19 protein-coding genes are annotated in these 26,897 nt (G+C 67.2%); 10 read left to right on the top strand and 9 right to left on the bottom strand.

Annotated elements, in window-relative coordinates; genetic code table 11:
- Positions 1-5 precede the first annotated feature (5 nt).
- The 3 genes from A9975_RS30545 to A9975_RS30535 are packed head-to-tail and all read right to left on the bottom strand — an operon-like array spanning position 6 to position 5,898.
- The gene (locus A9975_RS30545; protein ID WP_183036017.1) at positions 6-1,481 is read right to left on the bottom strand and encodes an efflux transporter outer membrane subunit; all 1,476 of its coding nucleotides are present in this window, start codon (positions 1,479-1,481) and stop codon (positions 6-8) included.
- A gap of 1 nt (position 1,482) precedes the next feature.
- Positions 1,483-4,635, bottom strand: coding sequence for an efflux RND transporter permease subunit (locus A9975_RS30540; protein ID WP_183036016.1), 3,153 nt, complete (start codon positions 4,633-4,635; stop codon positions 1,483-1,485).
- Positions 4,636-4,665: 30 nt separating this feature from the next.
- Complete coding sequence (locus A9975_RS30535) at positions 4,666-5,898, bottom strand: efflux RND transporter periplasmic adaptor subunit (protein ID WP_183036015.1); 1,233 nt, start codon at positions 5,896-5,898, stop codon at positions 4,666-4,668.
- A 447-nt stretch (positions 5,899-6,345) separates the two neighbouring features.
- Between A9975_RS30535 and A9975_RS30530 the strand changes: the two genes are divergently transcribed.
- The gene (locus A9975_RS30530; protein WP_183036014.1) at positions 6,346-7,113 is read left to right on the top strand and encodes a TetR family transcriptional regulator; all 768 of its coding nucleotides are present in this window, start codon (positions 6,346-6,348) and stop codon (positions 7,111-7,113) included.
- A gap of 32 nt (positions 7,114-7,145) precedes the next feature.
- Here the strand turns inward: A9975_RS30530 and A9975_RS30525 are convergent, their stop codons facing one another.
- Positions 7,146-8,309: an ABC transporter substrate-binding protein gene (locus A9975_RS30525; protein ID WP_255504111.1), complete on the bottom strand. Its 1,164-nt coding sequence runs from the start codon at positions 8,307-8,309 to the stop codon at positions 7,146-7,148.
- Between the two features lie 245 nt (positions 8,310-8,554).
- Here A9975_RS30525 and A9975_RS30520 point away from each other — a divergent pair, with 245 nt between their 5' ends.
- From A9975_RS30520 to A9975_RS30480, 9 genes are all read left to right on the top strand, one after another.
- The gene (locus A9975_RS30520; RefSeq protein WP_043352486.1) at positions 8,555-9,229 is read left to right on the top strand and encodes a response regulator; all 675 of its coding nucleotides are present in this window, start codon (positions 8,555-8,557) and stop codon (positions 9,227-9,229) included.
- The gene (locus A9975_RS30515; RefSeq protein ID WP_183036013.1) at positions 9,229-10,698 is read left to right on the top strand and encodes a sensor histidine kinase; all 1,470 of its coding nucleotides are present in this window, start codon (positions 9,229-9,231) and stop codon (positions 10,696-10,698) included. The genes A9975_RS30520 and A9975_RS30515 overlap by 1 nt, the downstream gene beginning before the upstream one ends.
- Positions 10,699-11,090: 392 nt before the next feature.
- Complete coding sequence (locus tag A9975_RS30510) at positions 11,091-12,059, top strand: tripartite tricarboxylate transporter substrate binding protein (protein WP_150986401.1); 969 nt, start codon at positions 11,091-11,093, stop codon at positions 12,057-12,059.
- A 242-nt stretch (positions 12,060-12,301) separates the two neighbouring features.
- On the top strand, positions 12,302-12,775 hold the full coding sequence (locus A9975_RS30505; RefSeq protein ID WP_183036012.1) for a tripartite tricarboxylate transporter TctB family protein: 474 nt from the start codon (positions 12,302-12,304) through the stop codon (positions 12,773-12,775).
- Between the two features lie 16 nt (positions 12,776-12,791).
- Positions 12,792-14,306 carry a tripartite tricarboxylate transporter permease gene (locus A9975_RS30500; RefSeq protein ID WP_006162311.1) on the top strand — a complete coding sequence of 505 codons (1,515 nt, stop codon included), beginning with the start codon at positions 12,792-12,794 and terminating at the stop codon, positions 14,304-14,306.
- Positions 14,307-14,621: 315 nt separating this feature from the next.
- Positions 14,622-15,680, top strand: coding sequence for an AbrB family transcriptional regulator (locus A9975_RS30495; RefSeq protein WP_183036011.1), 1,059 nt, complete (start codon positions 14,622-14,624; stop codon positions 15,678-15,680).
- Between the two features lie 39 nt (positions 15,681-15,719).
- Positions 15,720-16,160, top strand: a complete 441-nt coding sequence (locus A9975_RS30490) for a PaaI family thioesterase (RefSeq protein ID WP_150986399.1) — start codon at positions 15,720-15,722, stop codon at positions 16,158-16,160.
- A 55-nt stretch (positions 16,161-16,215) separates the two neighbouring features.
- Complete coding sequence (locus A9975_RS30485) at positions 16,216-17,145, top strand: patatin-like phospholipase family protein (RefSeq protein WP_183036010.1); 930 nt, start codon at positions 16,216-16,218, stop codon at positions 17,143-17,145.
- An 80-nt stretch (positions 17,146-17,225) separates the two neighbouring features.
- Positions 17,226-18,677 carry an NAD(P)/FAD-dependent oxidoreductase gene (locus tag A9975_RS30480; RefSeq protein ID WP_183036009.1) on the top strand — a complete coding sequence of 484 codons (1,452 nt, stop codon included), beginning with the start codon at positions 17,226-17,228 and terminating at the stop codon, positions 18,675-18,677.
- Positions 18,678-18,692: 15 nt separating this feature from the next.
- On the opposite strand, the gene A9975_RS30475 is transcribed toward A9975_RS30480, so the two are convergent.
- From A9975_RS30475 to A9975_RS30455, 5 genes are read right to left on the bottom strand one after another with little or no spacing between them, the layout of a single operon-like run.
- The gene (locus A9975_RS30475) at positions 18,693-19,592 is read right to left on the bottom strand and encodes a ChaN family lipoprotein (RefSeq protein ID WP_183036008.1); all 900 of its coding nucleotides are present in this window, start codon (positions 19,590-19,592) and stop codon (positions 18,693-18,695) included.
- 52 nt (positions 19,593-19,644) lie between these two features.
- Complete coding sequence (locus A9975_RS30470) at positions 19,645-19,965, bottom strand: DUF2149 domain-containing protein (protein ID WP_150986396.1); 321 nt, start codon at positions 19,963-19,965, stop codon at positions 19,645-19,647.
- Complete coding sequence (locus tag A9975_RS30465; protein ID WP_255504108.1) at positions 19,962-20,471, bottom strand: MotA/TolQ/ExbB proton channel family protein; 510 nt, start codon at positions 20,469-20,471, stop codon at positions 19,962-19,964. Before A9975_RS30465 ends, A9975_RS30470 begins: the two co-directional genes overlap by 4 nt.
- 6 nt (positions 20,472-20,477) lie before the next feature.
- A complete protein-coding gene (gene cobN, locus A9975_RS30460; protein WP_255504106.1) occupies positions 20,478-24,539 on the bottom strand; it encodes a cobaltochelatase subunit CobN in 4,062 nt (1,353 codons plus the stop codon).
- 20 nt (positions 24,540-24,559) lie between these two features.
- A complete protein-coding gene (locus tag A9975_RS30455; protein WP_183036007.1) occupies positions 24,560-26,863 on the bottom strand; it encodes a TonB-dependent hemoglobin/transferrin/lactoferrin family receptor in 2,304 nt (767 codons plus the stop codon).
- Positions 26,864-26,897: the final 34 nt, after the last annotated feature.

Raw genomic sequence — 26,897 nt, 5'->3', positions numbered from 1 at the left:
CTGCCTTACTGCGTGGTCACTGCCGGCTTGACGTCCGCCGAGGCTACCGGACCGGTCTCGCTCAGGCCACCGCCAAGCGACCGGTACAGGTCGATGGCGTTGTTCAGGCGCAGTTGCCGCGCCTGGATCAGAGCCTGGTCGGCAGCGAACAACTGACGCTGCGAGTCGAGCTGGTCCAGCTGGCTGGCCACGCCATTCCTGAAGCGCACCGTCGACAACTCGTAGCGCGCTGCCTCGGCGTTGCGCACCTGCTCCTGGCTGGTCACCTGCTCTTCCAGCGTGCCACGCGCCACCAGTGCATCCGCCACTTCCGCGAAGGCCGTCTGGATGGTCTTCTCGTAGTTGGCGATCTGGATGTTCTTGCGCACGTTGGTCAGGTCCAGGTTGGACAGGTTCCGGCCGTAGTCGAAGATCGGCAGTACCAGTTGCGGTGCGAACGACCACGCGCCGGTGCCGGAGTCGAACAGGCTCGAGAAGGTCGGGCTGATCGCGCCAGCATTGGCGGTAAGCGTAATGCGCGGGAAGAACGCCGCGCGCGCCGCGCCGATATTGGCGTTGGCGGAGAGCAGCAACTGCTCGGCCTGGCGGATGTCGGGACGCTGCTCGAGCAGGTCCGACGGCAGCCCTGCCGGGATGTCGCTGATGATGCGCTCGTCCGACAGGCGCATCGGTGCGGGCAGGTTCTCGATGGAGCCAAGCGGCTTGCCCACCAGCACCTCAAGCGCGTTCTGCGCCTGCGCGCGCTGGCGTGCCAGCTGCGCGGCGGAAACGCGGGCCTGCGCCACCAGCGACTCGTTGTCGCGCAGGTCCAGCGCCGACGTGGCGCCCGCATCGAAGCGTTGCTTGGCCAGGCTCAGCGTGTACTCGCGCGTCTTCAGCGTGTTCTGCGCGAGCTCGTACTGCTCGGCGAAGGAGCGCTCGGACAGGTAGGCCTGGGCGACTTCGGAGACCAGCGAGATCTGCGCGGAACGGCGTGCTTCCTCGGTGGCGAAGTACTGCGACAGCGCCGCGTTGGACAGGCTGCGCACGCGGCCGAAGAAGTCCAGCTCGAACGAAGTCACGCCGACGCCCGCCTGGAAGTACTCGGAGACGTACGGCTTGCCGGTGGCCGACTGCAAGGCCGGGGTACGCGAACGGTTGAAAGCGCCGGTGGCGTTCACCGTGGGCAGCAGGTCGGCGCGCTGCACCTGGTACAGCGCGCGCGCCTCCTCGATGCGCAGCGCGGCGGTGCGCAGGTCGCGGTTGTTATCCAGCGAGGTGGCGATGAGCACTTGCAGGCGCGGGTCGCGGAAGAACTCGCGCCAGCCGATCTCGCTCGCCCGGCGGGTTTCGCCGGTCTTCACTTCGGCGGCCGCGTAGCCTTCCGGCGCGGCCGGGAAGCTGGTGGCCACCGGCGGGGCAGGGCGTTCATAAACGGGTGCCAGTGTGCAACCCGAGAGGACGCCCGCCACCAGCAACAGCGTGGTCAGTGTCTTTGTCATGTCAGATTCCTTCCTTGGGTTCGAGCCCTTGCTCGTTCAGCAACTGCTCGCGCTTGCTGCCCTTGAAGCGGCTACGGATCACCACGAAGAACACCGGCACCAGGAAAATCGCCAGCACCGTGGCGGTGATCATGCCGCCGATCACGCTGGTACCGATGGCGCGCTGGCCACCCGAGCCCGCGCCGCTGGCGATCGCCAGCGGAAGCACGCCCAGGATAAAGGCCATCGAGGTCATCAGGATCGGGCGGAACCGCAGGTGCACGGCTTCGAGCGTAGCGTCGATGACGCTGCGGCCCTGGGCCTGCAGATCCTTGGCGAATTCCACGATCAGGATGGCGTTCTTCGCCGACAAGCCAATCGTCGCGATCAGGCCCACCTTGAAGTACACGTCGTTGGGCATGCCGCGCAGGGTCACGCCGAGCAGCGCGCCGAGCACGCCGAGCGGCACCACCAGCAGCACCGCGACCGGGATCGACCAGCTCTCATAGAGCGCGGCCAGGCACAGGAACACGATGATCAGCGACAGCGTGTACAGCATCGGCTCTTGCGAACCGGCCAGGCGCTCTTCATAAGACTGGCCCGACCACTCGAAGCCGAAGCCCGGCGGCAACTTGGCGAAGTTGTCTTCCATGATCTTCATGGCTTCGCCGGTACTGCGTCCCGGAGCGGCCTGGCCAGCGATCTTCACCGCCGGCAAGCCGTTGTAACGCTCCAGGCGCGGCGAGCCCATGATCCACTCGGAGGTGGCAAAGGCAGCGAACGCAACCATGTTGCCGTTGCTGTTCTTCACGCGCAGCTTGGTCAGGTCGTCGGGCAGCTTGCGGTCGTTGCCTTCCGCCTGGGCGATCACCTTGCGCACACGGCCTTCGTAGATGAAGTCGTTGACGTAGGAAGAGCCGAACGCGATGGCCAGCGTCGAGTTGATATTGGCCACCGAAACACCCAGCGCGCGTGCCTTCTCGCGGTCGATGTCGATCTGCAGCTGCGGCGCGTCTTCCTGGCCTTCGGGGCGGACGCCCACCAGCGCAGGATTCTTCGCGGCCATGCCGAGCATCATGTTGCGCGCTTCCATCAGCTTGGCGTGACCCTGGCCGGTGCGGTCCTGCAGGCGGAAGTCGAAGCCCGAGGAGTTGCCCAGCTCGGAGATCGCCGGCGGGTTAAGCGGGAAGATGATGGCGTCCTTGATGAAGGACAGCGTACCAAACGCCCGGCCAACCAGTGCCTGTGCGGTCTCGTCCTTGCCAGTGCGGTCCTTCCAGTCCTTCAGGCGCACGAACGCGATACCGCCGTTCTGGCCGCGGCCGAAGAAGGAGAAGCCCGCCACGGTGATCATCTGGTCCACCACCTTGGATTCCTTCTGCAGGTAGTAGTCCTCGATCTGCTTGAGCACGCCGATGGTACGTTCCTGCGTGGCGCCGTTGGGCAACTGCACCACCGTGATCATGTAGCCCTGGTCTTCCTCGGGGAGGAAGGAGGAGGGCAGGCGCTTGAACAGCACCACCATGCCGACGACGATGAGCGCGTAGATGATCAGGTAGCGCCCGGCGCGCGCCAGGATGCGGCCCACCACGCTCTGGTAGCCGGTGGCGGCGCGTGCGAAGGTGCGGTTGAACCAGCCGAAGAAACCCTTCTTCTCGTGATGGTGGCCAGCCTCGACCGGCTTGAGCAACGTGGCGCACAGCGCCGGCGTGAGCGTCAGGGCCAGCAGCGCCGAGAACGCGATCGATGCGATCAGCGACAGCGAGAACTGGCGGTAGATGTTACCCACCGAGCCCGAGAAGAACGCCATCGGGATGAACACCGCGGTCAGCACCAGCGTAATGCCGACGATGGCGCCGGTGATCTGGCCCATGGCCTTGCGCGTGGCGTCGCGTGGCGAGAGTCCTTCCTCGCTCATGATCCGCTCGACGTTTTCCACCACCACGATCGCATCATCCACCAGGATACCGATCGCCAGCACCATGCCGAACATCGTCAGCACGTTGATGGAGAAGCCGAAGGCCAGCAGCATGCCCGTGGTGCCCAGCAGGGCCACCGGCACCACAACCGTCGGGATGATGGTCGCGCGGATGTTCTGCAGGAACAGGTACATCACCAGGAACACCAGCACCACGGCTTCGACCAGGGTCTTGATCACTTCCTCGATCGAGATCTTGACGAAGGCCGAGGTGTCGTAAGGCACGGTGTACTGGTAGTCGGCCGGGAAGAACTTGGAGAGCTCTTCCATCTTGGCGCGCACCGCGGTGGCGGTGGCCAGGGCGTTGCCGCTCGGGGCCAGCTTGATGGCGATGGCCGCCGACGCCTTGCCGTTGGTACGGGCCAGCGTGGAGTAGTCGGCACCGCCGAGTTCGACGCGGCCGATGTCCTTGATGCGCACCGAGGAGCCGTCCGGGTTCGTGCGCAGCAGGATGTTGGCGAACTGCTCCGGCGTGGTGAGGCGGCTCTCGGTGGTGACGGTGGCGTTGAGCTCCGTGCCCTTGGGCGACGGCGTGCCGCCCAGCTCGCCCACGGCGACCTGGACGTTCTGCTCCGAGATGGCGGCGGTGACGTCCTGCGGCGTCAGGTTGAAGCCGGTCAGCTTGGCCGGGTCCACCCAGATGCGCATGGCGTACTCGGTGCCGAACAGGTCGGCCTGGCCGACGCCCGGCACGCGGCGGATCGAATCGATCACGCTGGACGAGATGTAGTTGCCCAGCTGGATGGCGTCGGCCTGCCCGGACTTGGACGTGACCGTCAGGAACATCATGTAGTTGTTCCCGGCCTTGTCCACGCGCACGCCCTGCTGGCGCACTTCCGCCGGCAAGCGCGCTTCCACGCGCTTGAGGCGGTTCTGCACCTCGACCGAGTTCAGGTCGATATTGGAGCCCGGCTGGAAGGCGATCGTGATCGTCGACAGGCCGGTGGCTTCGCTGGTGGAGTTGTAGTAAAGCAGCCCGGGAATGCCGTTGAGCTCTTGCTCGATCACCGTGGTGACCGAGTCTTCAAGCGTCTTGGCGGATGCGCCCGGATAGGTCGCCGTGACCGAGATCGTCGGCGGGGCGATGTTGGGGTACTGGGCGATCGGCAGTTGCACCACCGACAGCAAGCCCCCCAGCACGATGATCAGCGCAAGCACCCACGCGAACACCGGCCGGTCAATAAAAAACTTGGCCATAACACTGGCTCCCTTCGAATTGCGCTGTGATTAGCCTTGCTTGGCTTCCGTCTTGTCAGCGGTCACCGCGGCAGGCGCCGAAGCTCCGCTGGCGGCCGGCTGCGCAGCGGGAGCCGAGGCGGCGGCGGTCTTCGAGACAAACGGCACGGCCTTGGCGGGCGCGCCGACCTTGACCTTCTGCAAGCCCTCGACGATCACCTTCTCGCCACCCTTCAGGCCCTCGGTGACGATCCAGCTCTCGCCGATGGCCTGGGGCGCCTTGACCGGCACCGCCGCGACGTTGCCGTCGCCGCCCACCACCATCACCGATGCGCCTTGCGCATTGCGGATCAGCGCGCGTTGCGGCACGGTCAGCGCGTTTTCGTCCACGCCTTGCTCGATCTTGACGCGCACGAAGGTGCCCGACAGCAGCTCGCGCTTGGCGTTGGGGAACTGCGCGCGCAGCGTGATGGCGCCGGTGGTCGGGTCAACCGTCATGTCCGAGAACAGCAGCTTGCCGGTTTGCTCGTACTCGCGGCCATCCTCGATGAACAGGTGGACGCGGGCGCCACCGTCGACGCCCTTGACCTTGCCGCTCTCGATGGCACGGCGCAGCTTCATCACTTCGCTCGCGGGCTGGGTGAAGGTCACCCAGATCGGGTCGACCTGCTCGACCGTGGCCAGCTTGGTGGCTTCGCCGCTGCCGACCAGCGCGCCTTCGGTCACCAGCGCGCGGCCCACGCGGCCGCTGATGGGCGCGGTGACGGCGGTGTAGCCGAGGTTGATCTGGGCGGTGGAAACGGCCGCCTTGGCCGAGGCGATGTCGGCGGTGGCCTGGCCCGCGGCCGCCACGGCTTCGTCATATTCCTGCTTGCTCACCGCGTTGACGGCGACCAGCGGCTTGTAGCGCTCGGCCTTCTGGCGGGCTGCCACGGCGTTGGCTTCGGCGCGGGCAAGGCTGGCCTTGGCCGACTCGAGCTGTGCCTGGTAGGGCGCGGGGTCAATCTTGAACAGCAACTGGCCTGCCTTGACCTCGCCGCCTTCCGTGTAGTTGCGGGACAACACGATGCCGGCAACCCGCGCCCGCACTTCGGCGGTGCGCACGCCTTCGAGGCGGCCCGGCAGTTCGTTGATAACAGAAACGGTCGTAGGCGTGACGGTAACGACACCCACTTCCGGCGGCGGCATGGCGCCGCCCTGTGGCTTCTTTTCGCCGCAGGCGGACAGCGCAAGCGCCGACAACACGGCAGCGGCAACGCAAGTAATACGTTGGGACTTCCTCATCGATAACCCCATGATGGCAATTTGAGATCGGCCGCATGCGCTCCCGGTGTCGCTTCCGGATACGGCGCGGCCCACCGCTGGCAGATGGCACAGAGGCGGGCAAAAAGAGTAATGCTAGCCACAATTTGCAACACTGACGTGGCACATGCGACGAAAGGTTGCAAATTAGTAACGACATGCCGACATGGCAGCGTGAACCGTGGAGCGGTGCGCGCCGCCGTCTGCCAGGCCATCACGCCGATGGGCTGGCCGAAAGTCAGGCGAACGCGTATTATATATACATTCAAGCATGTATGTAAGAACTTGTTGCAACGCGGCGATAGCCGCTCTATATAACCCACGTCCTAACGCGCCAGCGCGGCGCGCACAGTGCAAGGCGGGCTTCACCGCCAGCACTCAGGGAGACAGAACCAGACCGGTCCCTCGTGGCCGGCACCAGAGAACATCATGGTCCGACGCACAAAGGAAGAGGCGCTTGAAACACGCCATCGCATTCTCGACGCGGCCGAGGCGGTCTTTCACGCCCGCGGCGTTGCCCGCCCTTCGCTAGCCGATATCGCGGAGGCGGCCGGCGTGACGCGCGGCGCCATCTACTGGCATTTCAAGAACAAAAGCGATGTCTTCGCCGCAATGTCCGACCGCGTCCACCTGCCGCTCGAGGCACTGTGCGAGCCGGGACGCATCGCCAGCCAGGAAGACCCGCTTGCCAGCATTCGCGACATCTGCGCCTTTGTGATGCGCCAGACCGTGGAAAACCCGCAGTGGCGGCGCGTGTTCGAGATCGTTTTCCACAAGTGCGAGATGGTGGCGGACAACGGCGCCATCTTCGAGCGGCAGCGCCAGTCGCACCAGGAGGGCACGGTGAAGATGCGCGAGCACCTGCGCATGGCTATCGACCGCGGGCAGTTGCCGGCCGACCTCGACCTGGACCTGGCCGTCAATGTGTTCCACGCCTCGATTGGCGGAATGCTGTCGCACTGGTTGTTCGCCCCCGAGGATTTCGATCTCGAGAGCAATGCCGAGCGGGTGGCCGATGCCTTCATCGACACCCTCAAGCTCTCGCCGGCCTTGCGCCAGGGCTATGTGGCGCGTCCCGTGCCGAAGCTAGAGGAAGAAGTCGCCTCGATGTGCCAGGAAGCCAAGAAGAAAGCCGAGGCCGAGACCGAGACCAGGCGGGCTGCGCAGACTCTCGCCACCAAAGCGCTACCCGGCTGATCGCCACAGCGGCGCGCGAGCCACTCAGCCACTCAGCCGCGCACGGCCTCGCGCCAGCGCGCCAGGAAATTGCGCTTGCGCAGGGTGTCCTGCGCCGCCAGCAGGCCGGGGCCGACGCTGATCGGCTTGAGCGCGTAGCCCAGCCGCTCCGACAGCGCCGCGGCGGTGTGCTCGCTCTCGGTGTCGGTGCGGATCGTGTAGAGCTGCGAGGCGCTCTGCCCCAGCAACGTCTGGCCCGCACGCGAGAGCAGGAAATCCAGCCATAGCCGGGACGCGTTGGGATGCGGCGCGCGGCGCGCGATAAAGGCCACGCGCGACATCACCAGCGTGTAGTCGCGCGGCGCGATGACATCGATCTGCGCTCCGCGCTCCATCAGCGACAGCGCGTACGAACCCAGCAGGTTGTAGCCCATCACGAATTCGCCGGAGGCGATGCGCTCGATCATGTTCGCGGTGGACGCAGACAACTGCACGCCGCAGCGCCCCAGCGCCTGGGCCAGGTACCAGAACTCATCACCCATGCGCGCGTCCTGCTGCGCCAGCAGGTAGCCCACCCCGGACTTTTCGACATCGTAGGTCACCACCCGCTGGCGCCAGCGCGGCGTGTTTTCCTGCAGCAGGCGCGCCAGCCCGGTGCGGCTGCGCGGCGTGCGCATGCCGGCAAAATGGCGGCGGTTGTAGACGATCACGGCGGGCTCGAAGGTGGTGCCCCAGGCTTCGTCGCGCCAGGCAGCCCACGCCGGCAGGCCGGCGCGCTCGGGCGAGGGGTAGCGCAGGGCATGGCCATCGTTGACGAGCTTGATCTGCAGGTCCATTGCCGTGCTCCACAGCACGTCGGCGTAGTCGGGGCCGCCCACCTGGCCCGCGCCCAGCGCGGCGCTATCGGCCAGGAAACGGCCGTTCAGCTCCAGCGTGTTGAGGTCCTGATAGCGCACCTTGATGCCAGGGTAGCGTGCCTCGAACGCGGCCAGCAGCGGCCGCGCGATCTCCACATCGGTGGAGGCATGCACGTTGACCGAGCCTTCCTGCACGCCCCGCGCGATGATCTCGGCGTAGCTTGCCGGGTAGCCCGCCGGCACCGGCGGCACGGCCTGGGCATGCACCCGATGGCTCAGCCCCGCCAGCGTGGCCGCGGCCGCGGCGGCGCCGGTCAGGACGCGCCGCCGGTGCCAGCTTGCGGGTAGTCCGGCAACCATGGAGGAAGACACGAGGGGGGAGAGCAAGGAGGATGGGGAGGGGGGCAGCTTGCGCAAGGCGGGAACCATCGGTGGTGACATCGGTGGCCAAAAGGGGCCATGGCGCACTCGCCGCGCGCAGCCCGGGGCGGAGGTATTATAAGCGCCCGCGGCGTGTCCTCGCGGGGGCGGGGGCCTTGCCAGCCATGGCGGCAAAGCCTTCGCATGATTTCAAACGGACGCTTATCTGGCAGGGGAGGACCGCCGTGCGCTTATTGCTGGTGGAAGACGAGATTGAACTGGCGCGCTGGGTTGCGCGTGCCCTGGAGCAGGGCGGCTTCGTCATCGAGCATGTGGCCGACGGCCTGCAGGCCGAGGCGCGGCTGATGGCCGAGGAATACGACGTGGTGGTGCTGGACCTGCGCCTGCCCGGCAAGGACGGGCTGGCCGTGCTCAAATCCATGCGCGGGCGCGACGACCGCACCCCGGTGCTGATCCTGACCGCGCAAGACACGCTCGACGAACGCGTGCGCGGCCTCAACCTCGGCGCCGACGATTACCTGCCCAAGCCCTTTGCCATTGCCGAGCTGGAAGCCCGCATCCTGGCGCTGATCCGGCGTAGCCGCGGCCGCGCCCATCCACGCCTGCAATGCGGCACGCTGGTGTTCGACGGCGAAACGCGCAGCTTTACGCTCGAAGGGGCGCCGCTCGCGCTGACCCCGCGTGAATCGACCCTGCTGGGCGCGCTGCTGGCCAAGAGCGGCCAGCCGCTGACCAAGGCACAACTGCTCGACAAGGTGTTCTCGCTCGATGCCGACGTCAGCCCCGATGCCATCGAAGTGCTGGTCTACCGGCTGCGCAAGAAGCTCTCGGGCCACGGCGTGACCATCGTCACGCTGCGCGGCTTCGGCTACCTGCTGGAACCGGAAGGACAGCCCTGATGCTGCGCCGCCTGCCACGGCACTGGTTGCGGCGCTGGCTGCAAGGCAGCCTGCGCCGCCAGTTGCTGCTGCTGCTCGTGCCCGCGCTGGCGGCGATGATGGCGCTCGACACGTGGCTGACCTACGGCACGCTGCGCGATGCCGCCAACGCGGCGTACGACCGTTCGCTGTACGGCTCGGTGCGCGCCATCGACAACGCCATCGGCATGGCCGGCGAAAGCGTGCAGATCGCGCTGCCGGATGCCGCCATGGAGATGTTCGAAACCGCGGCGCAGACCCATGTCTTCTACCGGGTCTCGCTGGAACGCAACGGCAAGATCGAAACCGTCACCGGCTACGACGACCTGCCGCTGCCCAAGGGAGAGATCGCCAGCAACCAGCCGCGCTTCTACGACGCCGACTATCGCGGCGACCCGGTGCGCATCGCCGTGCTGGCGCACCCGGTGTATCGCCCCAACGCCCACATGCGCGTGATCGTGCAGGTGGCCGAAACCGCCGAGCCGCGCTTTGCGCTGATCGCCACCGTGTGGCGCGGCGCGCTGGCGCGCGACGTGCTGCTGATCCTGATCAGCGCGGGCATCCTGGTGGCCGGCATCACCTATGTGCTGCGCCCGCTGGCGCGCGTGCGCGACGACGTGCAGGCGCGCTCCGCCGACGACCTCACGCCGCTGGCCTTCGACCATGTGCCCATGGAAGTCCGCCCGCTGGTCGACGCGGTCAACCTGCACGTCTCGCGCTCGGCCGCCATGACGCAGGCGCAGGCGCAATTCATCGCCGACGCCGCGCACCAGCTGCGCACGCCGCTGGCCATCCTCAAGACGCAAGCCGAATTCGCCCAGCGCCAGCTTTGCGCCAGCGCCGACCCGGCGCGCGCGCGGGATGCCGCCGGGGAGGCGGTAGGCGGCATCGTCACGCAGCTGGAGCAGGCCGCACGCCTGACCAACCAGTTGCTGGCGCTGGCGCGGGTACGGCAGCACCCGGGCAGCGACGCGCCCGGCGACGCCGAACCGCTGGAGCTGATCGACGCCGTGGCCGTGGCCGAGCAGGTGGCGCTGGACTACTTGCCGCTGGCGCGCGGCAAGCAGCAGGACTTTGGCTGGGAGCGGCCGCAGGGGCTGGCGCTGCCGGTACGGGCCGATGCCGCGCTGTTGCGCGAAGCCTTTGCCAATCTTGTCCACAACGCGATCCAGTATTCGCCGCGCGGCAGCCGCATCACGCTTTCCGCCGCGCGCATCGGGGACGCCGCCTGCCTGGTGGTGGAGGACGACGGGCCGGGCATTCCTGTCGAGGAACGCGAGAAGGTATTTGCACGGTTCTACCGCCGGGTTGGGAATGTGGAACCGGGCTCCGGCCTGGGACTGGCGATTTCCCGCGAAATGGCGGCGCGCTTCGGGGGAACGGTCGCGCTGGGAATCGCGCTGCAGGGCAAAGGGGTTCGGGCGGTCCTGTCGCTGCCGATCGGGGACTGAGAGGACATGTGAGGACATGTGAGGGCGCTAAAAAGACCAAAAAATCTAAAAAAAACAAATGTCCATACATCCGACCCCACGTAAACCCCACCCCATTGCCTGACAAATTGACAGCCTTTTGACAGTTTCTACCCCCTAGAATCGCGCCATGGCCGCCGTACCGGCCAGACCAAGTCAGAAAGCCAAAGAACAAGTCCGGCATGCAAGCGCTGCCAGGGACAGGAGACGACGCCGAGCCACCCGGTCAACGCACGCAGCGCCGGCGCACCGCACGACTCTCCCGCCCCCGACAGCCCGCTTCACCGCCAGCCGGACACCCCCGGGGTCGGTCCTCGCCAGCAACGCCGGCAACCGTTCACCGGCAATCCTCTGAAAAAGAACAGGAGACAGTAATGCGTCGTTCGATTCATCGCTTTGCCCACGTCGTCATGGCTTCGGCCGCGATCACCGCCACCGTGGCCGCCGCGCCCGCGTTCGCGCTCGACAGCGTGAAGTTCATGATCGGCGCCAACCCGGGCGGCGGTTTCGACCAGACCGGCCGCTCGCTGGGCGCGGCGCTGGTTTCCGCCGGCGTGGCCAAGACGGCCTCTTACGACAACAAGGGCGGCGCGGGCGGCACCATCGGCCTGACGCAGTTCGTCAATACCGACAAGGGCAACCCCAACGCGATGATCGTCACCGGCGCGGTGATGGTTGGCGCCATCGAGACCAACCATCCCCCGGTCACGCTGAAGAACGCCACCCCGATCGCTCGCCTGTTCGCCGACACCATGGTGATCACCGTGCCGGCGAACTCGCCGCTGAAGTCCATGAAGGACCTGACCGCGCAGCTCAAGGCCAACCCGGGCAGCGTGAGCTGGGGCGGTGGCTCCAAGGGTTCGATCGACCACATCCTGGCGGGCCTGGTGGCCAAGGAAAGCGGCGTGGACCCGAAGAAGATCAACTACGTGCCCTTCCAGGGCGGTGGTGAAGCCTCGGCCTCGATCCTGGGCGGCCACGTGACCGTCGGCCTGGCCGGCGTGTCCGAGTTCCTGCCCTTCATCAAGAGCGGCAAGATGCGCGCGCTGGCCGTCACCTCCAAGGACCGCACCGCCGATATCCCGACGCTCAAGGAGCAGGGCATCAACGTGGAGATCTACAACTGGCGCGGCGTGTACGGCGCGCCGGGCATCACCGCCGAGCAACGCAAGGCGCTGGTGGATGCGGTGGTCAAGGCGACCGAGACCCCCCTGTGGAAGGAAACGCTGGCCAAGAATGACTGGACTCCGTTCCTGCTGACCGGCGACGAGTTCGGCAAGTTCGTGGATAGCGAGTCGGCCCGCCTGGGCGGTTCGCTGCGCGAGCTGGGCGTAGCGAAGTAAGCGGCCCCGCCTGACCGTTTCACTGCTTTATCGTTTCAGCGTTTTACCTGTCGGCCCCGCCTGCGGCGCACCGTAACGCTCGGTGCGCATGCGGCAGGCGGGGGTCCGGTGTCCACCTGCGATACCCAAAAACCAAACTACACATCGCCGGGCCCCCGCCTTAAGCGGGGACGACAAACCGCGGGACGCCAAGGGCCGGACAACACGGCCGCAGGCACCGCTTGAAGGAGCCACTTCCAATCATGAAACCCTCACACCTGGCGATCGGCATTGCCGTATTGCTGCTCTCCGCCTTTTACTTCTTGGGCCTGTCGGGCATCTCCGGCGACGAGGGCTATGCTGGCCTGTCGCCGCGCTTCATGCCCACGCTGGTCGCCATCGGCCTGGCCGCGTGCGGCGCGGCGCTGACCTGGCAAGGCATTCGCGGCGGCTTTCGCAATATGCCGGAAGAAGACGCCGAACTGCCGGAGGCCCCGCATAATTTCCGCGGCTTCCTGTGGGTGGCCGCCGGCCTGGTGGCCAACATGGCGCTGATCGGCACGCTGGGCTTTGTGTTGGCGTCAACCCTGCTGATGGTCTGCGTGGCACGTGGCTACGGTAGCAAGCGCTTTGTGCGCGACGCCCTGATTGGCCTGTGCATTACGTTGCCGATGTGGGCACTGTTTGAATTCTTGCTCGGCATCAATTTGCCGTTGCTGCCCGTCGCCGGGTTCTGAACGGAGCTGATGATCCATGGATACGCTTAACCTGCTGATGCATGGCTTTGCCATCGCCATCACGCCAATCAACCTGATGTGGGCCCTGGTGGGCTGCTTCCTGGGCACCGCCATCGGCGTGCTGCCGGGCATCGGCCCCGCGCTCACGGTAGCGATGCTGCTGCCTCTGACCGCCAAGGTGGAACCTACCGCCGCGCTGATCATGTTCGCCGGCATCTACTACGGCGCCATGTACGGCGGCTCCACCACCTCCATCCTGATGAACACGCCGGGCGAGTCGTCGACCATGGTCACGGCGATGGAAGGCAACCTGATGGCCAAGAGCGGCCGCGCCGGCCCGGCGCTGGCCACCGCGGCCATCGGCTCGTTCGCCGCCGGCACCATCGCCACCGTGCTGCTGTCGATGTTCGCGCCGGTCGCGGCCGACGTGGCGCTGCAGTTCGGGCCCGGCGAGTACTTCATGATCATGCTGCTGGCCTTCACCACGGTGTCGGCGGTGCTGGGCTCGTCCCTGCTGCGCGGCATGACCAGCTTGTTCCTGGGCCTGGGCATCGGCCTGATCGGCATGGACTCGCTGTCGGGCCAGACGCGTTACTCGATGAATGTGCAGGAGCTGTACGACGGCATCGACATCGTGGTGGTCGCGGTCGGCCTGTTCGCGGTGGGCGAGGCGCTGTTCAACGCCTTCTTCCCGCAGCCCGCGGGCGGCTTCAACAAGCTCAGCTCGGTCATGATGACCAAGTCGGACTGGAAGCGCTCGGTGCCGGCCTGGATCCGCGGCACCATCATCGGCTTTCCCTTCGGCCTGATCCCGGCCGGCGGCGCGGAGATCCCGACCTTCCTGTCTTACGCCACCGAGAAGAAGCTGTCCAAGCACAAGGATGAGTTCGGCACGGTGGGCGCGATCGAAGGCGTGGCTGGCCCCGAGGCCGCCAACAACGCCGCCGTGACGGCCACGCTGGCTCCGCTGCTGACGCTGGGCATCCCCACCTCGAACACCACCGCGATCCTGCTGGCGGCGTTCCAGAACTACAACCTGCAGCCGGGCCCGATGCTGTTCCAGACCTCGGGCGACCTGGTGTGGGGCCTGCTGGCATCGCTGTACATCGGCAACGTGATGCTGCTGGTGCTGAACCTGCCGGCGATCGGCCTGTGGGTGCGCATGCTGCGCATCCCCACGCCGCTGCTGTACGGCGGCATCCTGATCTTCGCGGGCCTGGGCGCCTACGGCATCCGCCAGTCGTGGTTCGACCTGCTGTTGCTGTTCATCATCGGCGTGCTGGGCATGGCCATGCGCCGCTTCGACTTCCCCACCGCACCGGTGATCGTGGGCATGATCCTCGGGCCCATCGCCGAGAAGCAGCTGCGCAATGCGCTGTCGATCAGCCAGGGCGACTGGTCGATCTTCGTGACCCAGCCGATCTCGGCCACCATCCTGGCCATGACGGTGGCGGTGGTGCTGATCCCGCGCATCCTGGGCTGGCTGGCCCGGCGCTCGGCGCGCGGCAAAGTGGCTGACGCCACCGGTTGATTAGCGCAAAATGCGGGCAAGGCCCGGCACTCCAGGGTGCCGGGCTTTTTGCCTTTTGCCTTTTGCTTGTTGACTGTTGACTGTTGACCCGGCTGACACTGCGCATGTGGTCTCCCCTCTCCCACTTGTGGGAGAGGGGCCGGGGGAGAGGGCGGGCGCTGCCTACGCCGCCATGCCGGAAAAAGCCATGGGCTTCGTTTCTCGTGGCTCCTAGCTAAGCCACCCCTCTCCCCAACCCTCTCCCCCTGAGGGGAGAGGGTGTAAACACCGTCGTCATCTCAGATGGCTTTGGCGCAATAGCCAGGCCGCTGCAACATGCCCTCTCTTCTTCACCGCTGGCGTCCGGTCCTCTTGACGCTGCTGCTCGGCCTGGCCGCTGCGCTCGTTTGCACGCTGCTGCACACGCCGCTGCCATGGATGATCGGCCCGCTGCTGGCGGTCGCCATCGCGCGCATGCGCGGCGCCGACCTGCGCGCGCCCACGCAGGCGCGCAATGCCGGGCAGTGGGCCATTGGCACCTCGCTTGGGCTTTACTTCACGTCTGACGTGGTGGCGCGGCTGATCGAGTTCCTGCCGTATATCGTCGCGGGCTCGCTGTTTGCGCTGCTGCTCGGCTGCGGCGGCGCCTGGCTGCTGCGCAAGACCACCGGCGTGGCGTTCAAGACAGCGTACTTCTCCACCGCCATCGGTGGCGCGTCGGAGATGGCCAACCTGGCCGAGCGCAACGGCGCGCGCATCGACCAGGTGGCGGCCGCGCATTCGCTGCGCGTGCTGATGGTGGTGGTCGCCGTGCCCGCGCTGTTCCAGTACGGCGGCATCCACGGGCTTGACCCATACGTGCCCGGGCCACGCACGGTGGACTACCTGTGGCTGCCCGTGCTGATCGCGATCACGGTCAGCGTGGCGATGGTGCTCAAGCACTTCAACCTGCCCAATCCCTTCGTGATCGGCACGCTGCTGGCGGCCGCCGTGCTGACCGCCTCGGGCATCGAGTTGTCCGCCATCCCCACGTGGATGAGCCGCGCCGGCCAGTTGATGATCGGCGTGTCGCTGGGCGCGCGTTTCTCGCGCGACTTCCTCCATACCGCGCCGCGCTTTCTCGGCGGCGTGGCGGTGTACACGCTGGCGGCACTGGTGCTCTCCGCGCTGTTCGGCTGGGGCCTGTCCGCACTGTCCGGCGTGCATCCCGCCACCGCCATCCTCGGCACCACGCCCGGCGGCATTGCCGAGATGTGCATCACGGCCAAGGTGCTGGAGCTTGGCGTGCCGCTGGTCACCGCCTTCCACGTGATCCGGATGGCCTTCGTGGTGCTGTGCACCGGCCCCCTGTATCATTGGCTCAAACATCGTGCCGCGCCGCAGGAGACGGAATAGCAACCTGGCCCGGCCCCATCCCAGACAAACGGGCGTGCCATGCCAGAGCCAACGCTAGAACCAACGCCGGAATCCGGCTTCACGCTTGCCGATATCGACCACACCCTGCAGCGGGTACTGGCGCCATGGGTGCGCCAGCTCGGGCTGCGTGCCGAACACGTTGATGCGCAGGGCGTAACGCTGCGCCTGCCTTTTGACGAATCATTTCGCCATGCGGGTGGCGTGGTGTGCGGCCAGGTGCTGATGTCCGCCGCCGATACCGCCATGATCGTGGCCGTCGCCAATGCACTTGGCGCCTTCAGGCCGATGACCACCGTCACGCTCACCACCAACTTCATGCGCCCGGTGATCGAGGGCGACGTGCTGGTGCGCGCCAATGTGCTGCGCCTGGGCAGGACCGTGGTGTTCGGCGAGATCGAGCTGACCGGCACCGATGGCAAGCTGGCCGTGCAGGCCACCACCACTTACGCGCTGCTGTGAGCGGCGCATCACCCCATTGCACGCCAAATTGCACGCAATCTCCCAAGCTATCTCCATGCATGAGCCCCGCAGCCTGACGCCTGCCCCAATCCAGCCCGCCACCGCCTCGCCGTTCGACCAGGTGGTGTTTGCCGGCGGCGGCAACCGCTGCTGGTGGCAGGCAGGCTGGTGGGATACGGTGGCGCCCGAGCTGGGGCTGCGCCCGCGCGTGATCACGGGGATCTCGGCCGGGGCCGCCACGGCGTGCATGATCTATACGCACGACTCCCGCCAGGTGATGGCCTACTACGGCGAGGTGCTCGCCGGCAACCGGCGCAATGCGTACTGGGGCAACCTGCTGAGCAAGCAGCGCGTGTTTCCGCATTACGGCATCTACCGCACGGCATTGCTGAACATCTTCGGCGAGGGCCGCCTGGCAAACCTGCAGACGGCGCCGGAGATCCGCATCGGCGTGGCCCACATCCCGCGCTGGAGCGGCCCGCGGCTAGCGGTGATGGCCGGGCTGGTCGCCTACAACATCGAGAAACACTGGCTCAAGACCTTGCACCCGCGCCTGGGCCGCAAGCTGGGGTTTCATCCCGAGTTCGTGCGCGCGCAGGACTGCGGCTCGCCCGAGCAGCTGGCGGACCTGCTGCTGCAATCGTCCTCGACCCCGCCCTTCACGCCGGTGCTGCGGCGCGACGGCCGGCCCGTGCTGGATGGCGGCATGGTCGACAATGTGCCGGTCGACGCGCTCGACGCAACGCCCGGCAACGTCCTGGTGCTGGTGACGCGGCTCTATCCGCGCCCGCGCCGCTTTGTCCTGCAACACGGCGCGCAGCGCCGGCTCTACCTGCAACCTTCGCAACGGGTTCCGATCTCGAGCTGGGACTACACCCAGCCCGGCGCGATGATCGGTGCCTACGAACTCGGCCAGCGCGACGGGGAAACCTTTTTGCGTGACTGGCCGTCTGTCATGAAGACGGAGCTCGGCACCGCCGGGTAGCGCTCCAGCGCGCCGGCCGTGCTCGCGGCTCCGTCATCACGATGTGCAATGCGGCCTTCGCGCCGCCACAGGAGGCATTGATGACGAAACGCCAGGCAAGATCCACGACCGAGCGTCAGAGCGCCCGCAGGGCCAGCACCGAGCAGGCTGTCGAGCGAGTCCCCCGTCGTGGCAAGCGCAAGCCCGGCACGCAGCGCGAAGCGGATTTCGTGGTGATCGGTGCCGGCTCGGGCGGCGTGGCGGCTGCGCGGCGCGCGGCCACGCTGGGCGCGCGCGTGGTGCTGGTGGAGCGCGACGCGATCGGCGGCACCTGCATCAACCGCGGCTGCGTGCCCAAGAAAATGCTCTCGTATGGCGCCAGCCTCGCGGCCGTACTGTCAGGCTGCCTTTCGCACACCGGCGGCAAGGAAGACTGGAGCGATGCCATTGTGCGTGTCAACGCCGAAATGGCGCGGCTGCACGTGGCCTACACGCACCGGCTGCAGCAAGCCGGCGTGGAGCTGCTGCGCGGCGACGCCACGGTAAGCGCCGCCGACCAGGTACAGGTGGGCGCCGAGACCATCCGCGCCAAACGCATCCTGATTGCCACCGGCGCACGGCCGCGTGCGTTGCCGGTGCCGGGTGGCGAGCTGGCCTGCACCTCCGACGACATCTTCACCTGGCAAAGCCTGCCGGCCTCGCTGGTGGTGATCGGCAGCGGCTACGTGGCGGTGGAGCAAGCCTCGATCCTGTCGCGCTATGGCGTCAAGGTGGAGATGCTGGTGCGCGAGGCGCGCCTGCTGACGCGCTTTGACCACGAAGTGGCCGAGGCGCTGGCCGAGGCGCTCACCGCCAAGGGCGTGCGCCTGCATTTCAATGCCGAGGTGACGCTGCTGAACCAGGCCAACGGGGCCATCGACGTGTGCTACCGGCAGCATGGCAACGACCGCGTCCAGACCGTGCGCGCGCAGGCGGCGCTGGCGGCGATCGGCCGCGACCCGCATTGGGATGGGCTCGGCCTGGAGGCGCTGGGCATCGCGAAAACGCAGAAGGGCGGCATCCAGGTGGACCGCTCGTTGCGCACCAAGGTGCGCTCGATCCATGCCATTGGCGACGTCATCGACGGCCTGCACCTCACGCCGGTGGCTGGCGCTCAGGGCCGCTGGCTGGCCGACCGCCTGTTCGGCCGCCGCGGCGACCGCGCGGATTTCGACCTGGTGCCAACGGCGGTTTTCTGCGAGCCGGCGATCGGCAGCGTGGGACTGACGGAGCATGCGGCCATCGAGGCGGCTGGCAAGCCGGAGCGCATCCACACCGTGGTGCGCCGCTTCGTCTCGCTGGAGAATCGCTTTGCCGGCAGCGAGCAGGCGTCGATGGTCAAGCTGGTGGTGAATGCGCGCAGCGGGCGCGTGCTGGGCGCGCATATGATGGACAACGCCGCGCCCGAGATCATGCAGGCGTTTGCCGTAGCGGTGCGGCTCGGGGTGAAGCTGTCGCACCTGCAGACCACGGTGCAGCTGCATCCCACCGTGGCCGAGGAGCTGTTCGGCTAGGCGCCGCCGCCGGATTCATGCCGGATCGGCCATCGCCGCCGGCTTGGCGCCCTCGCACGGATCGGGCCGCTTGTGCACCGGCACCAGCACCACGCGATCATAGGCACCGATCTCGTGGCCGCTGGCCTGCTCCAGGTAACCCACGCTGTAGATCGCGCCCGGCTCGGCGGCGAGCCAGCGCGGCGCGCCCACGTCGCGCCGCACGTGGCCGTTGCCGGCGATCAGCACGGCGCCGCGGTCGGCGTATTCGCGCATGGAGGCCGCCATTACCGCATCGCGCGCGGCCTGCGCGTCCAGCATGCCGGGCAGCATGGCCTTGGGGAAATTGCCGCAGTGGCCACGGTCGAGCACCGCGGTCTGCTCGGTCACCACGTCCGCGGGCAGCGGCGCGGCGAGGCCGAGGCGCTTGCGCTGCGTCGCATCGAACACGCCATCCAGCCCGCCGCGCACGATCTTGCTTGCATCCGCGCGCGACAGATTGGCCGCCACCAGCGGCAGGTCGTAGCGCAAAGCCAGCGCCACTACCGGCGTGTAAAGCTCCCACTGCCAGCTCTTGCCACCTGCCTGCGCCACGACATACGCCGCGTCGCCGGGCCGCTCTCGGCGGGCGCGATCGATATCGGCCTGGCGCTCGCGGTCGAACTGTTCCATCGCGATGGCCGGGCGCCAACCGGCTGCCAGGGCGTCCGACAACGCTAGCAGGCGCCGCTTTTGCCCATCGGCGTTGTCGTGGACCTCGCCCAGCAGCACGTAGGTCTTGCCGGTGAACTGATGCGCGACATCGCCAGCCACGGCGGCGGGCGGCGTGCCCGCGCAACCGGCGAGCGCGGCGAACATGGCGGCCGCGCTCGCCAGTGCGGCGGCGCGGGTAGGGACATAGCTGGCTAGGCTGGCAACGCTGTGACGAATCTGCATGGCTAAGTAATCCTGGTTGCGATGGCTCGCTCGTGCTCATTATTGCGCAGTTTTACCGCGCGGCCGCGGCTTCCGGCACATACACCATCGAGCCGTCCTGCAACCGGTACGCCACGCCGGCCTTGGTGCCGTCACCGCTGCCGACCTGGCCGCTGGCCTGGTAGCGCACGACCTTCTCGCCCTGCTTGGAGACGATTTCCATGTTGGGCTTGCCGGGATTGGTGATGATGGTGACGTCCGCGTGTGTGAACGGGTTCATCGGGTTCTGCGCGATGGCCACCAGCAATGCGGCGATCACCACCAGGAACACGTCGATCAGGTTGACCACCGACAGGATGGGATCGTCGGCCTCGCTCTCCTCCAGGAACTTCATGCGTCCACCTCCCACTGCGGTTGATGCTTGCCCAGCCACACCAGCTCCTCGGCGAGCCAGCGGCGGCGCACGTTGACCACCCAGAAGGTGATGCTGGCAGCGATCAGCGCGAGAATCACCGCGGAAAACGCGATGGTGAGGTTCTCGCCCACGTTGGCGAGGTTGCCGCCGGACAGGCCCTTGAGCGCGGGCCCCATCGGGATCATGGTGGCCACCAGTCCTAGCATCGGCGCAACGCGCGTGGCAATGCGCGGCCACTCCAGCAGGCGGTGCGCGGTCACGTCAAGCGTGTCCGGGTCCTTGATGCGGTGGCGCAGGGCGTACGCCACCAGCACATAGCCGCGCCCCGTCTCGATGGCGTGACGGCGGCGTTGCCAGCCTTGCGTGATGAACTCGCCGAGCGCCCAAAAGGCGTACAGGAACAGCAGCCCGATCAGGGCCAGCGTCGGAAACAGGAACAACTGGCCGACGTCGTACATCAGGGTTTCAAGCAGGGTAGGAGTCATGATGCGTCAGTGGGTTTCGGATTGTTTTTGGAAGAAGGGCGCAGCGCCAGCGCGGCGGCGCGCGCTGAGGGCGCCGCCCAGCATGGCGCCGGCCAGTGCGATGCCGCCGGCAAGCCACGACAGCACGGGCACGAGAGCTGCCGCGGGAGGGCTTTTCTCGACCAGTTGCATGCCTTGCACCGGCACTGTTTGCGGCTGTGCCTTGGGCTCGGGTTGCGGCTCGGGCCGCGCCTGCGCTTGTGCTTGCTGCCGGGCAGGACGCGGCGCCGCCTGCGGGGCTGCTGCCTTCGGCGCGGCGGCGGGCGGTGCCGCGGGAGCCTGCGTGCCATAGCCCGCGGCGCCGGGCGCCATGGCCTGCTGCTGCACGTAGCGATTGAAGCTGCGGTTGTCGCTGCGGATATCGTTGCGCTGCGACAGCGCCTGCCATCTGTCGGCCAGCGTCTTGAGCATCTCGGGATCGGCCCGCCAGTAACCCTTGCGCGCGGCTTCCAGCATGCGCTCGATCACCTGTGCCTGGGCCTGTGGCGCGTTTTTCTCGAACCATGCGTCCAGGCCGAGCTTGTGCTTGTCCTTGACGTAGACCTCGGCGAACTCGGTCCACTGGTCGTCGCGCACAATCTCCGGCGCGACCGCGGTCCAGCCCCAGAAATTGTTCACGGTATCGAGCACGTTGAGCGCGCCGCTATAGCCCTCGGCCTTCATGCCTTCGATCCAGCCGGGATGGAAGTAGCGCGTGCGCAGCTCGGTGGCGAGGAACGATGCCGCCGTCTGCGTGCGCGCGCTGTTGGCATCGCGCAGGTTGGAGATCAGCAGCTCCGGCGCCTTGCCCGTCAGGTGGCGCACGGCCAGGCCGATGCCACCGAGATACTGGAAGGGATCGTCGGTGGTCAGCATGCCGTACAGGTTGGAGCTGCGCGCCAGCAGCGCGCCCTCCACGCCCTTGAGGTTCTCCGCGTAGAGATTCAGTTGTGGCAGTTTCTCGCCCCACGTCTTCTCGTCGGGCCCATAGCCGTATTGCATGCGCGCGAGATAGAGCTTGGCCAGCTTGGCGTCCGCTTCCTTGCCGCTGCCGAAGCTGTCGCTGGCCAGCGTAGCGTCGTTCAGTCCCGTGCCATAGTTGCCGGTCTCGCTGGCGAAGATGCGCGTGAGCGCCAGCGACTCGATACGCTCCGGGGTCATGTCCGCGGCCTTGAGCTGCGCCAGCCGCGCGCTGACCGCGCGCGTGCTGGCGGCAACGGCGTTGTCGGGCTCGGGCTGTGCGGCGGCGAGCTTGACCGCCTCGGCCAGCCACTTGATCAGGTTGGGAAAGTGATCGCGATAGAGGCCGGTAGCGGACAGCACCACGTCCACGCGCGGCCGCTTGAGCTCGGTGGCGGGAATCGCTTCCACGCCAACCACGCGGCCGCCGCCGTCCCACTTCGGGCGAATGCCCATGGCGGCCATCGCCTGCGCCTCCAGCATGCCCTGATGGCGCATGGTCTCCACGCTCCACAGCGAGAAGGCCAGCTTGGTGGGCCATTTGCCGTGGCGCTTGCGCCAGTCCGCAATCATGCTCTGGGCCGCGGCCTGGCCGGCCTGCCACGCTTCGCGGCTAGGTACCTTCGAGGGATCGAACCCATACAGGTTGCGCCCGGTCGGCAGTGCGTCGGGATTGCGCACCGGGTCGCCGCCCGTGCCGGCCAGCACGTAGCCCCCAGCCAGCGCGGTGAGGATGGATGCGCTCTCCGGCGCGGCGTCCAGGCTGGCGTACAGCGTGCGGGCACGCTCCATGTCTTCGCGCTGCCTGGCGTCGGCAAGGTTGGTCAGCGCAGCGTCGTCGATCACGTACTTGCGCAGCATGGCGTACGGCGCCGATTGCGCGAGCTGCTTGTAGTCGAGCGCGAACAGCTCTTCCGGCTCGTCGGGAAACACGCGCTTGAGCCACGGTTGCCCGAGCATGGCCATCACCGTGTACAACCGCAGCTCGGGATCCTGCGACTGGCCGAACGTATGCAGGCCGTAGGGCTGCAATGCACCGGCGAGCTCGTGCAGATGCGTGTGCAGCGCATCGAGGTATTCGGCAAACTGCGCGCTCGCGCGGGCTTGCGGCCAGCCCATGTCGTCGAGCAGGTGCATGCGCGCGCTGCGCTTGAGGATGTCCTCGCGCAGCGTGTCCTTCACTGCGCCGTCGTCCTGCTGCAGGTAGTTGTGCAACTGGTCGTGCAGCGCCGACAGATCCGTGTGCAGGCCCGCCGGCTTGAACGGCGGCGTCTGGTGGCTGACGATGGTGGCGCGGCCACGGCGCTTGGCCTGCAGTGCCTCGCCCACGTCATCGACGATGTAGGGATAGATCACCGGTACGCTGCCGAGCACCAGGTAGGGCTGGTCGGTCACGGACAGGCCGCGCTCCTTGCCCGGCGTCCATTCCTGCGTGCCGTGGGTGCCGTAGTGCACCAGCGCCTCGCGCCCTTCGCGCGCCCACAGGTAGGCCGCCATGTAGAAGTGGCTAAGCGGCGTCTTGGTGGAGTGATAGAGCGCTTTCTCGGCGGCTTCGTCGCGCTCGCCGCGTGGCGGTACCGGCATCAGCGCCACGTTGCCGAGCTGCAGGCGCGGGATGGCGAAGCCGGCCACGCCGTTGCGCCTGATCGCCATCGACGAGGCTTCGGGTTCGCCCCAGCGCGCGCTGACCTCGGCGCGAAACGCAGCGGGTTGCGCGTCGTACCAGCGGCGGTATTGCGTCATCGGCATCCACACCGCGCGATCCGGGTCGAGCAGCGCGGCAAGTTGTCCATCGCGATAGAAGGGTGCGAGCAATGCGCCCAGATCACGCTGCAGCGCGAGCGCATCCGCGGCGTCGGTGCGGTAGCCGGCCGCATGCAATGCGGCCAGCGTGGACGACAGGCTGCGTGGCAGGTTGAGGAACGATGCCGACAGATTCTTCTCGCCCGCCGGATAGTTGTAGAACAGGATCGCCACGCGCTTGTCGGCGTTCGGCGTGCGCTGCAGGCGCGTGAGCGCCAGCGCCTTGTCCGCCACGGCATCGAGCTGCGCCGGCAGGCTGACGATACTGCCGTCCTTGTGCGAGGTGGCGGCGGCCAGCATGGGATCGCTCACGCCGGCCAGCTCGGGTTGCACGAGGTAGAAGGGCGTGTCGGTGAGGCTGATGCCGTGCGGGTCGCGCTCCCAGTCCTGCGCGTCGCCCTTGCGATAAGGCATGACCTGCAGCACCGGGATGCCGAGCGTTTCGAACTCCGCCTTGCGGCCAGCCGCGTTGAGCATGATCTGGCCGTTGATGAGCACGTCGACGATGCGCTTGCCGCCGGGCGCAGCCATGTGCAGCACGCCGCCCGCATCCATGACGCCGCTGTAGAACACCAGCGCGCGCGCGCCGCGCGCTTCGACGCGCGCAATCAGGTCGTCGATGAAGGCGCTGTCCAGCCCCGACACGTAGGCCTGGTGGATGGCGACGCCGATCACCGGTTCACCGGCGTGGCCGGACACCTTGAGTGCGTCTTCCGGCGAGGCCGTCACCACGCTGGCAAGGCGCGGATGGTAGTAAGCGGCCTTGGGGAATACGACTGGCGCGGGAATAGCGTTGTCCACGTGCAGCTTGAATTGCTGCGCGGCCAGCGTGCGCATCATCGCGTCGAAGTTGGCACGGCCGCCGTTGACGTAGTACGCCTGCAGCTTCGCCCCCAGCGCGTTATCCACGCCGTGTGCGTCGAAGCGGTCAGTGGCAATCAGCAGGCGCGGCACGCGCGCATTGGTCCACAGCGGCCCGAGCTTGGCCAGCATCTCGGTGACGATATGGTCGCGTGGCGCGTCCAGGATCAGCAGGCCGGCGCCGTCGATAAACGGCGCGATATCCTGCGCGTTCATGCGCTCCAGGTAGCGCGCATCCAGCGTCATGCCGTGCGCGCGCGCCATGGCCTGCAGCGGCTCGAACTTGCCGGCGGGTACCGGCGAGGTGGTCAGCACCGCGATGCGCGGCGCTGCCGACGCTGGCTGCATGCCGAGCACCAGCCAGGTTATCCACAGCAGGCACAACGCGCGGACAAGCCGCATCCTGGTTTTATCTTGTGGGGACATGTCGGTCGATTCGCCTCCGCTCAGAACGACAGCTTCACGCTGGCGGCAAAGGTACGTCCTGGCTGCGTATAGAAGTCCAGGCCCGGCTCGCTGGCGGCCACGCTGCCTTGGCGCACATCGCCCCACAGCCAGTACTTTTTGTCGAACACGTTATTCACCGACAGCACCAGGCTGGCGTAGCGGTTAAAGCGCCACCAGCCCTGGATATCGGCCACGCCATAGCCGCCCGGCTTGAAGTAGGTGAAGGAAGTGTCGTCGGTGCGCGTCACGGCGCGCGCGCCGCGCCAGCGCAGGCTTGCGCCCTGGCCCTGGCTGCTGCTGCCACGCTCCCACGTCAGCGCGGCGCTGGCGCGCAGCGGCGAGACGCTGTTGAGGGGCTGGCCGGTCTGCTCGTTGTTGCCGTGCGCGTAGGCCACGGCGCTGTCCACGCGCCATTGCGGCAGGAAGCGGTAGCTGCCGCGCCACTCGGCGCCGTAGATGCGCACGCTGCTCTGGTTGCGGTACTGGTATGTCGCGCGCAGGCCGGCAAGACAAGCGGGGTCCGACGGGCAGTTCAGCGCGACTTGCTCGATGAAGTCCTTGTAACGGTTGTCGAACACCGCGACGCTGGTCTGCACGCGTTCATCCGTATAGCGCGCGCCGATTTCGAACGAGCGGCTCTTCTCCGGGTTCAACTCGCCATTGGGCGCGGCGCCGTAGCCCTGGATGGTGTTGCGAAAGCTGCCGTTGATCTCCTGGTAGTTGGGCGCGCGGTATCCGAACACGTACTGGGTCCACAGGTTGATGCGGTCGGTGGCTTGCCACAGCGCGGAGAGCTTGGGCGACAGTGCCGAATCGCTCTTGCTGATGGCGGGCTTGGAGGCCACGCTGTTGTAGAGCTTGTCGTCATCCGGGCCGAGCGAGTAGTGGTCAAAGCGCAGGCCCGGCGTGAGCGTGAAGCGGCCGCCGGCGAACTGCAGTTCATCCTGCACGAAGATGCCGGTCTGGCGCGTTTCCCCCTTGGGGAAATCGTGGATCGGGAAGTTGTCGCCGGCCAGCGATTTGGACACCACGCCGGTGGTGCGGTTGTAGGTGGTGCCGTCGCGCATCTCGCTGGTCTGGGTACGCAAGAAGTCCACGCCGGTGATCAAGCGGTGGCCAACAACGCCGGTGTTGAACGACTTGTCGGCCTGCACGTTGAAGCCGGTCTGCTGCTGGCGAAAGCCGAACAGCAGGTTGACGTCACATAGGCTGGTGCCCGCGGTGGAGCCCGAGCAGCCGGCGCTGGTGCGGCTGCGTACCTGGTTCGTCACGGTGTTGGACTCGCTCTCCTGGTAGAACACCGCCGCGCTCAGGCGATCGATGATGCGGCTGGCCGGCTTCCATTCGTAGTCCAGGCTGACGCGGTTGCGCGACAGGTCCTCGGTGCCGTTGGCGGAGGTCACGCGCGGCAGCGCGGTGGACAGCCGGCGGATATCGGTGAAGGTATCGTTGTCGCGATGCTCGTAAGTCAGCTTGAAGCGATGGCCCGCGGCCGGGTCGAGCACGATCTTGCCGAGCCACGCGTTGGTCTCGCTGTTCTGCGGATTGGCCTTGGTGCGGCCGGTCGACGTGGTGTCGTTGCCACCCATGCTCTGCACTTCGTGCCCCTTGCGGTGCGCGTACATGAACAAGCCCTTGATGGTCTCGTTGCCGCCGGCCACGCCCGCGGTCTGGCCGAAGCTGCGGTCGATGCCGTTCCACGACAGGCCGGCTTCGCCACCCAGCGCGCGCCCGCGCATGATGTCTTCGGGATCCTTGGTGACGTACGACACCACGCCGCCGATGGCGTCCGAGCCGTACAGGCTGGAAGCCGGCCCGCGCAGCACCTCGACCCGCTTGAGGAAAGAGAACTCGGGCGCGTCGCGCGTGGCGCTGGACAGGTTGGAGGGGCCGCCGCCATTGTAGTAGTCGGGCAGGCGCACGCCGTCGACCATCAACAGCACGCGGTTGTCTTCGATGCCGCGGATATTGATGCTGCCGGCGCCAAAGCGGCGGCGGTCGCGGGGCACATCGATATCGGGCTCATCGGCGAACAGGGCGGCCTCGTCAACGGGCTGGGCGCGTTCGATCCGGCTGGCGTCGATGGCGGTGATGGTGGAGGCAACGGCATCGGCGCGCTCCTCGGTGCGAGTGGCGGTGACCACCACCTCGCTTAGGTGGCGGGCCGGATCGGCGGCCGGCTCGGCGGCCAGGACGGGACCGCCAAGAGCAGCGCAGACGGCGGCGATGGGCGTGACTCGGGTGACTCGGGTGACTCGGATAGAGGCAGAGGCGCGCAAGCGCGCCAGACAGCGGCGTTTCATGGAATTTCCCCAAAGAAAGCGAAACGCTGGCTGG

Source organism: Cupriavidus sp. UME77, assembly GCF_014170355.1.
GTDB classification, from domain to species: Bacteria; Pseudomonadota; Gammaproteobacteria; order Burkholderiales; family Burkholderiaceae; genus Cupriavidus; species Cupriavidus basilensis.
This window is presented reverse-complemented; position numbering and strand designations above follow the sequence as displayed.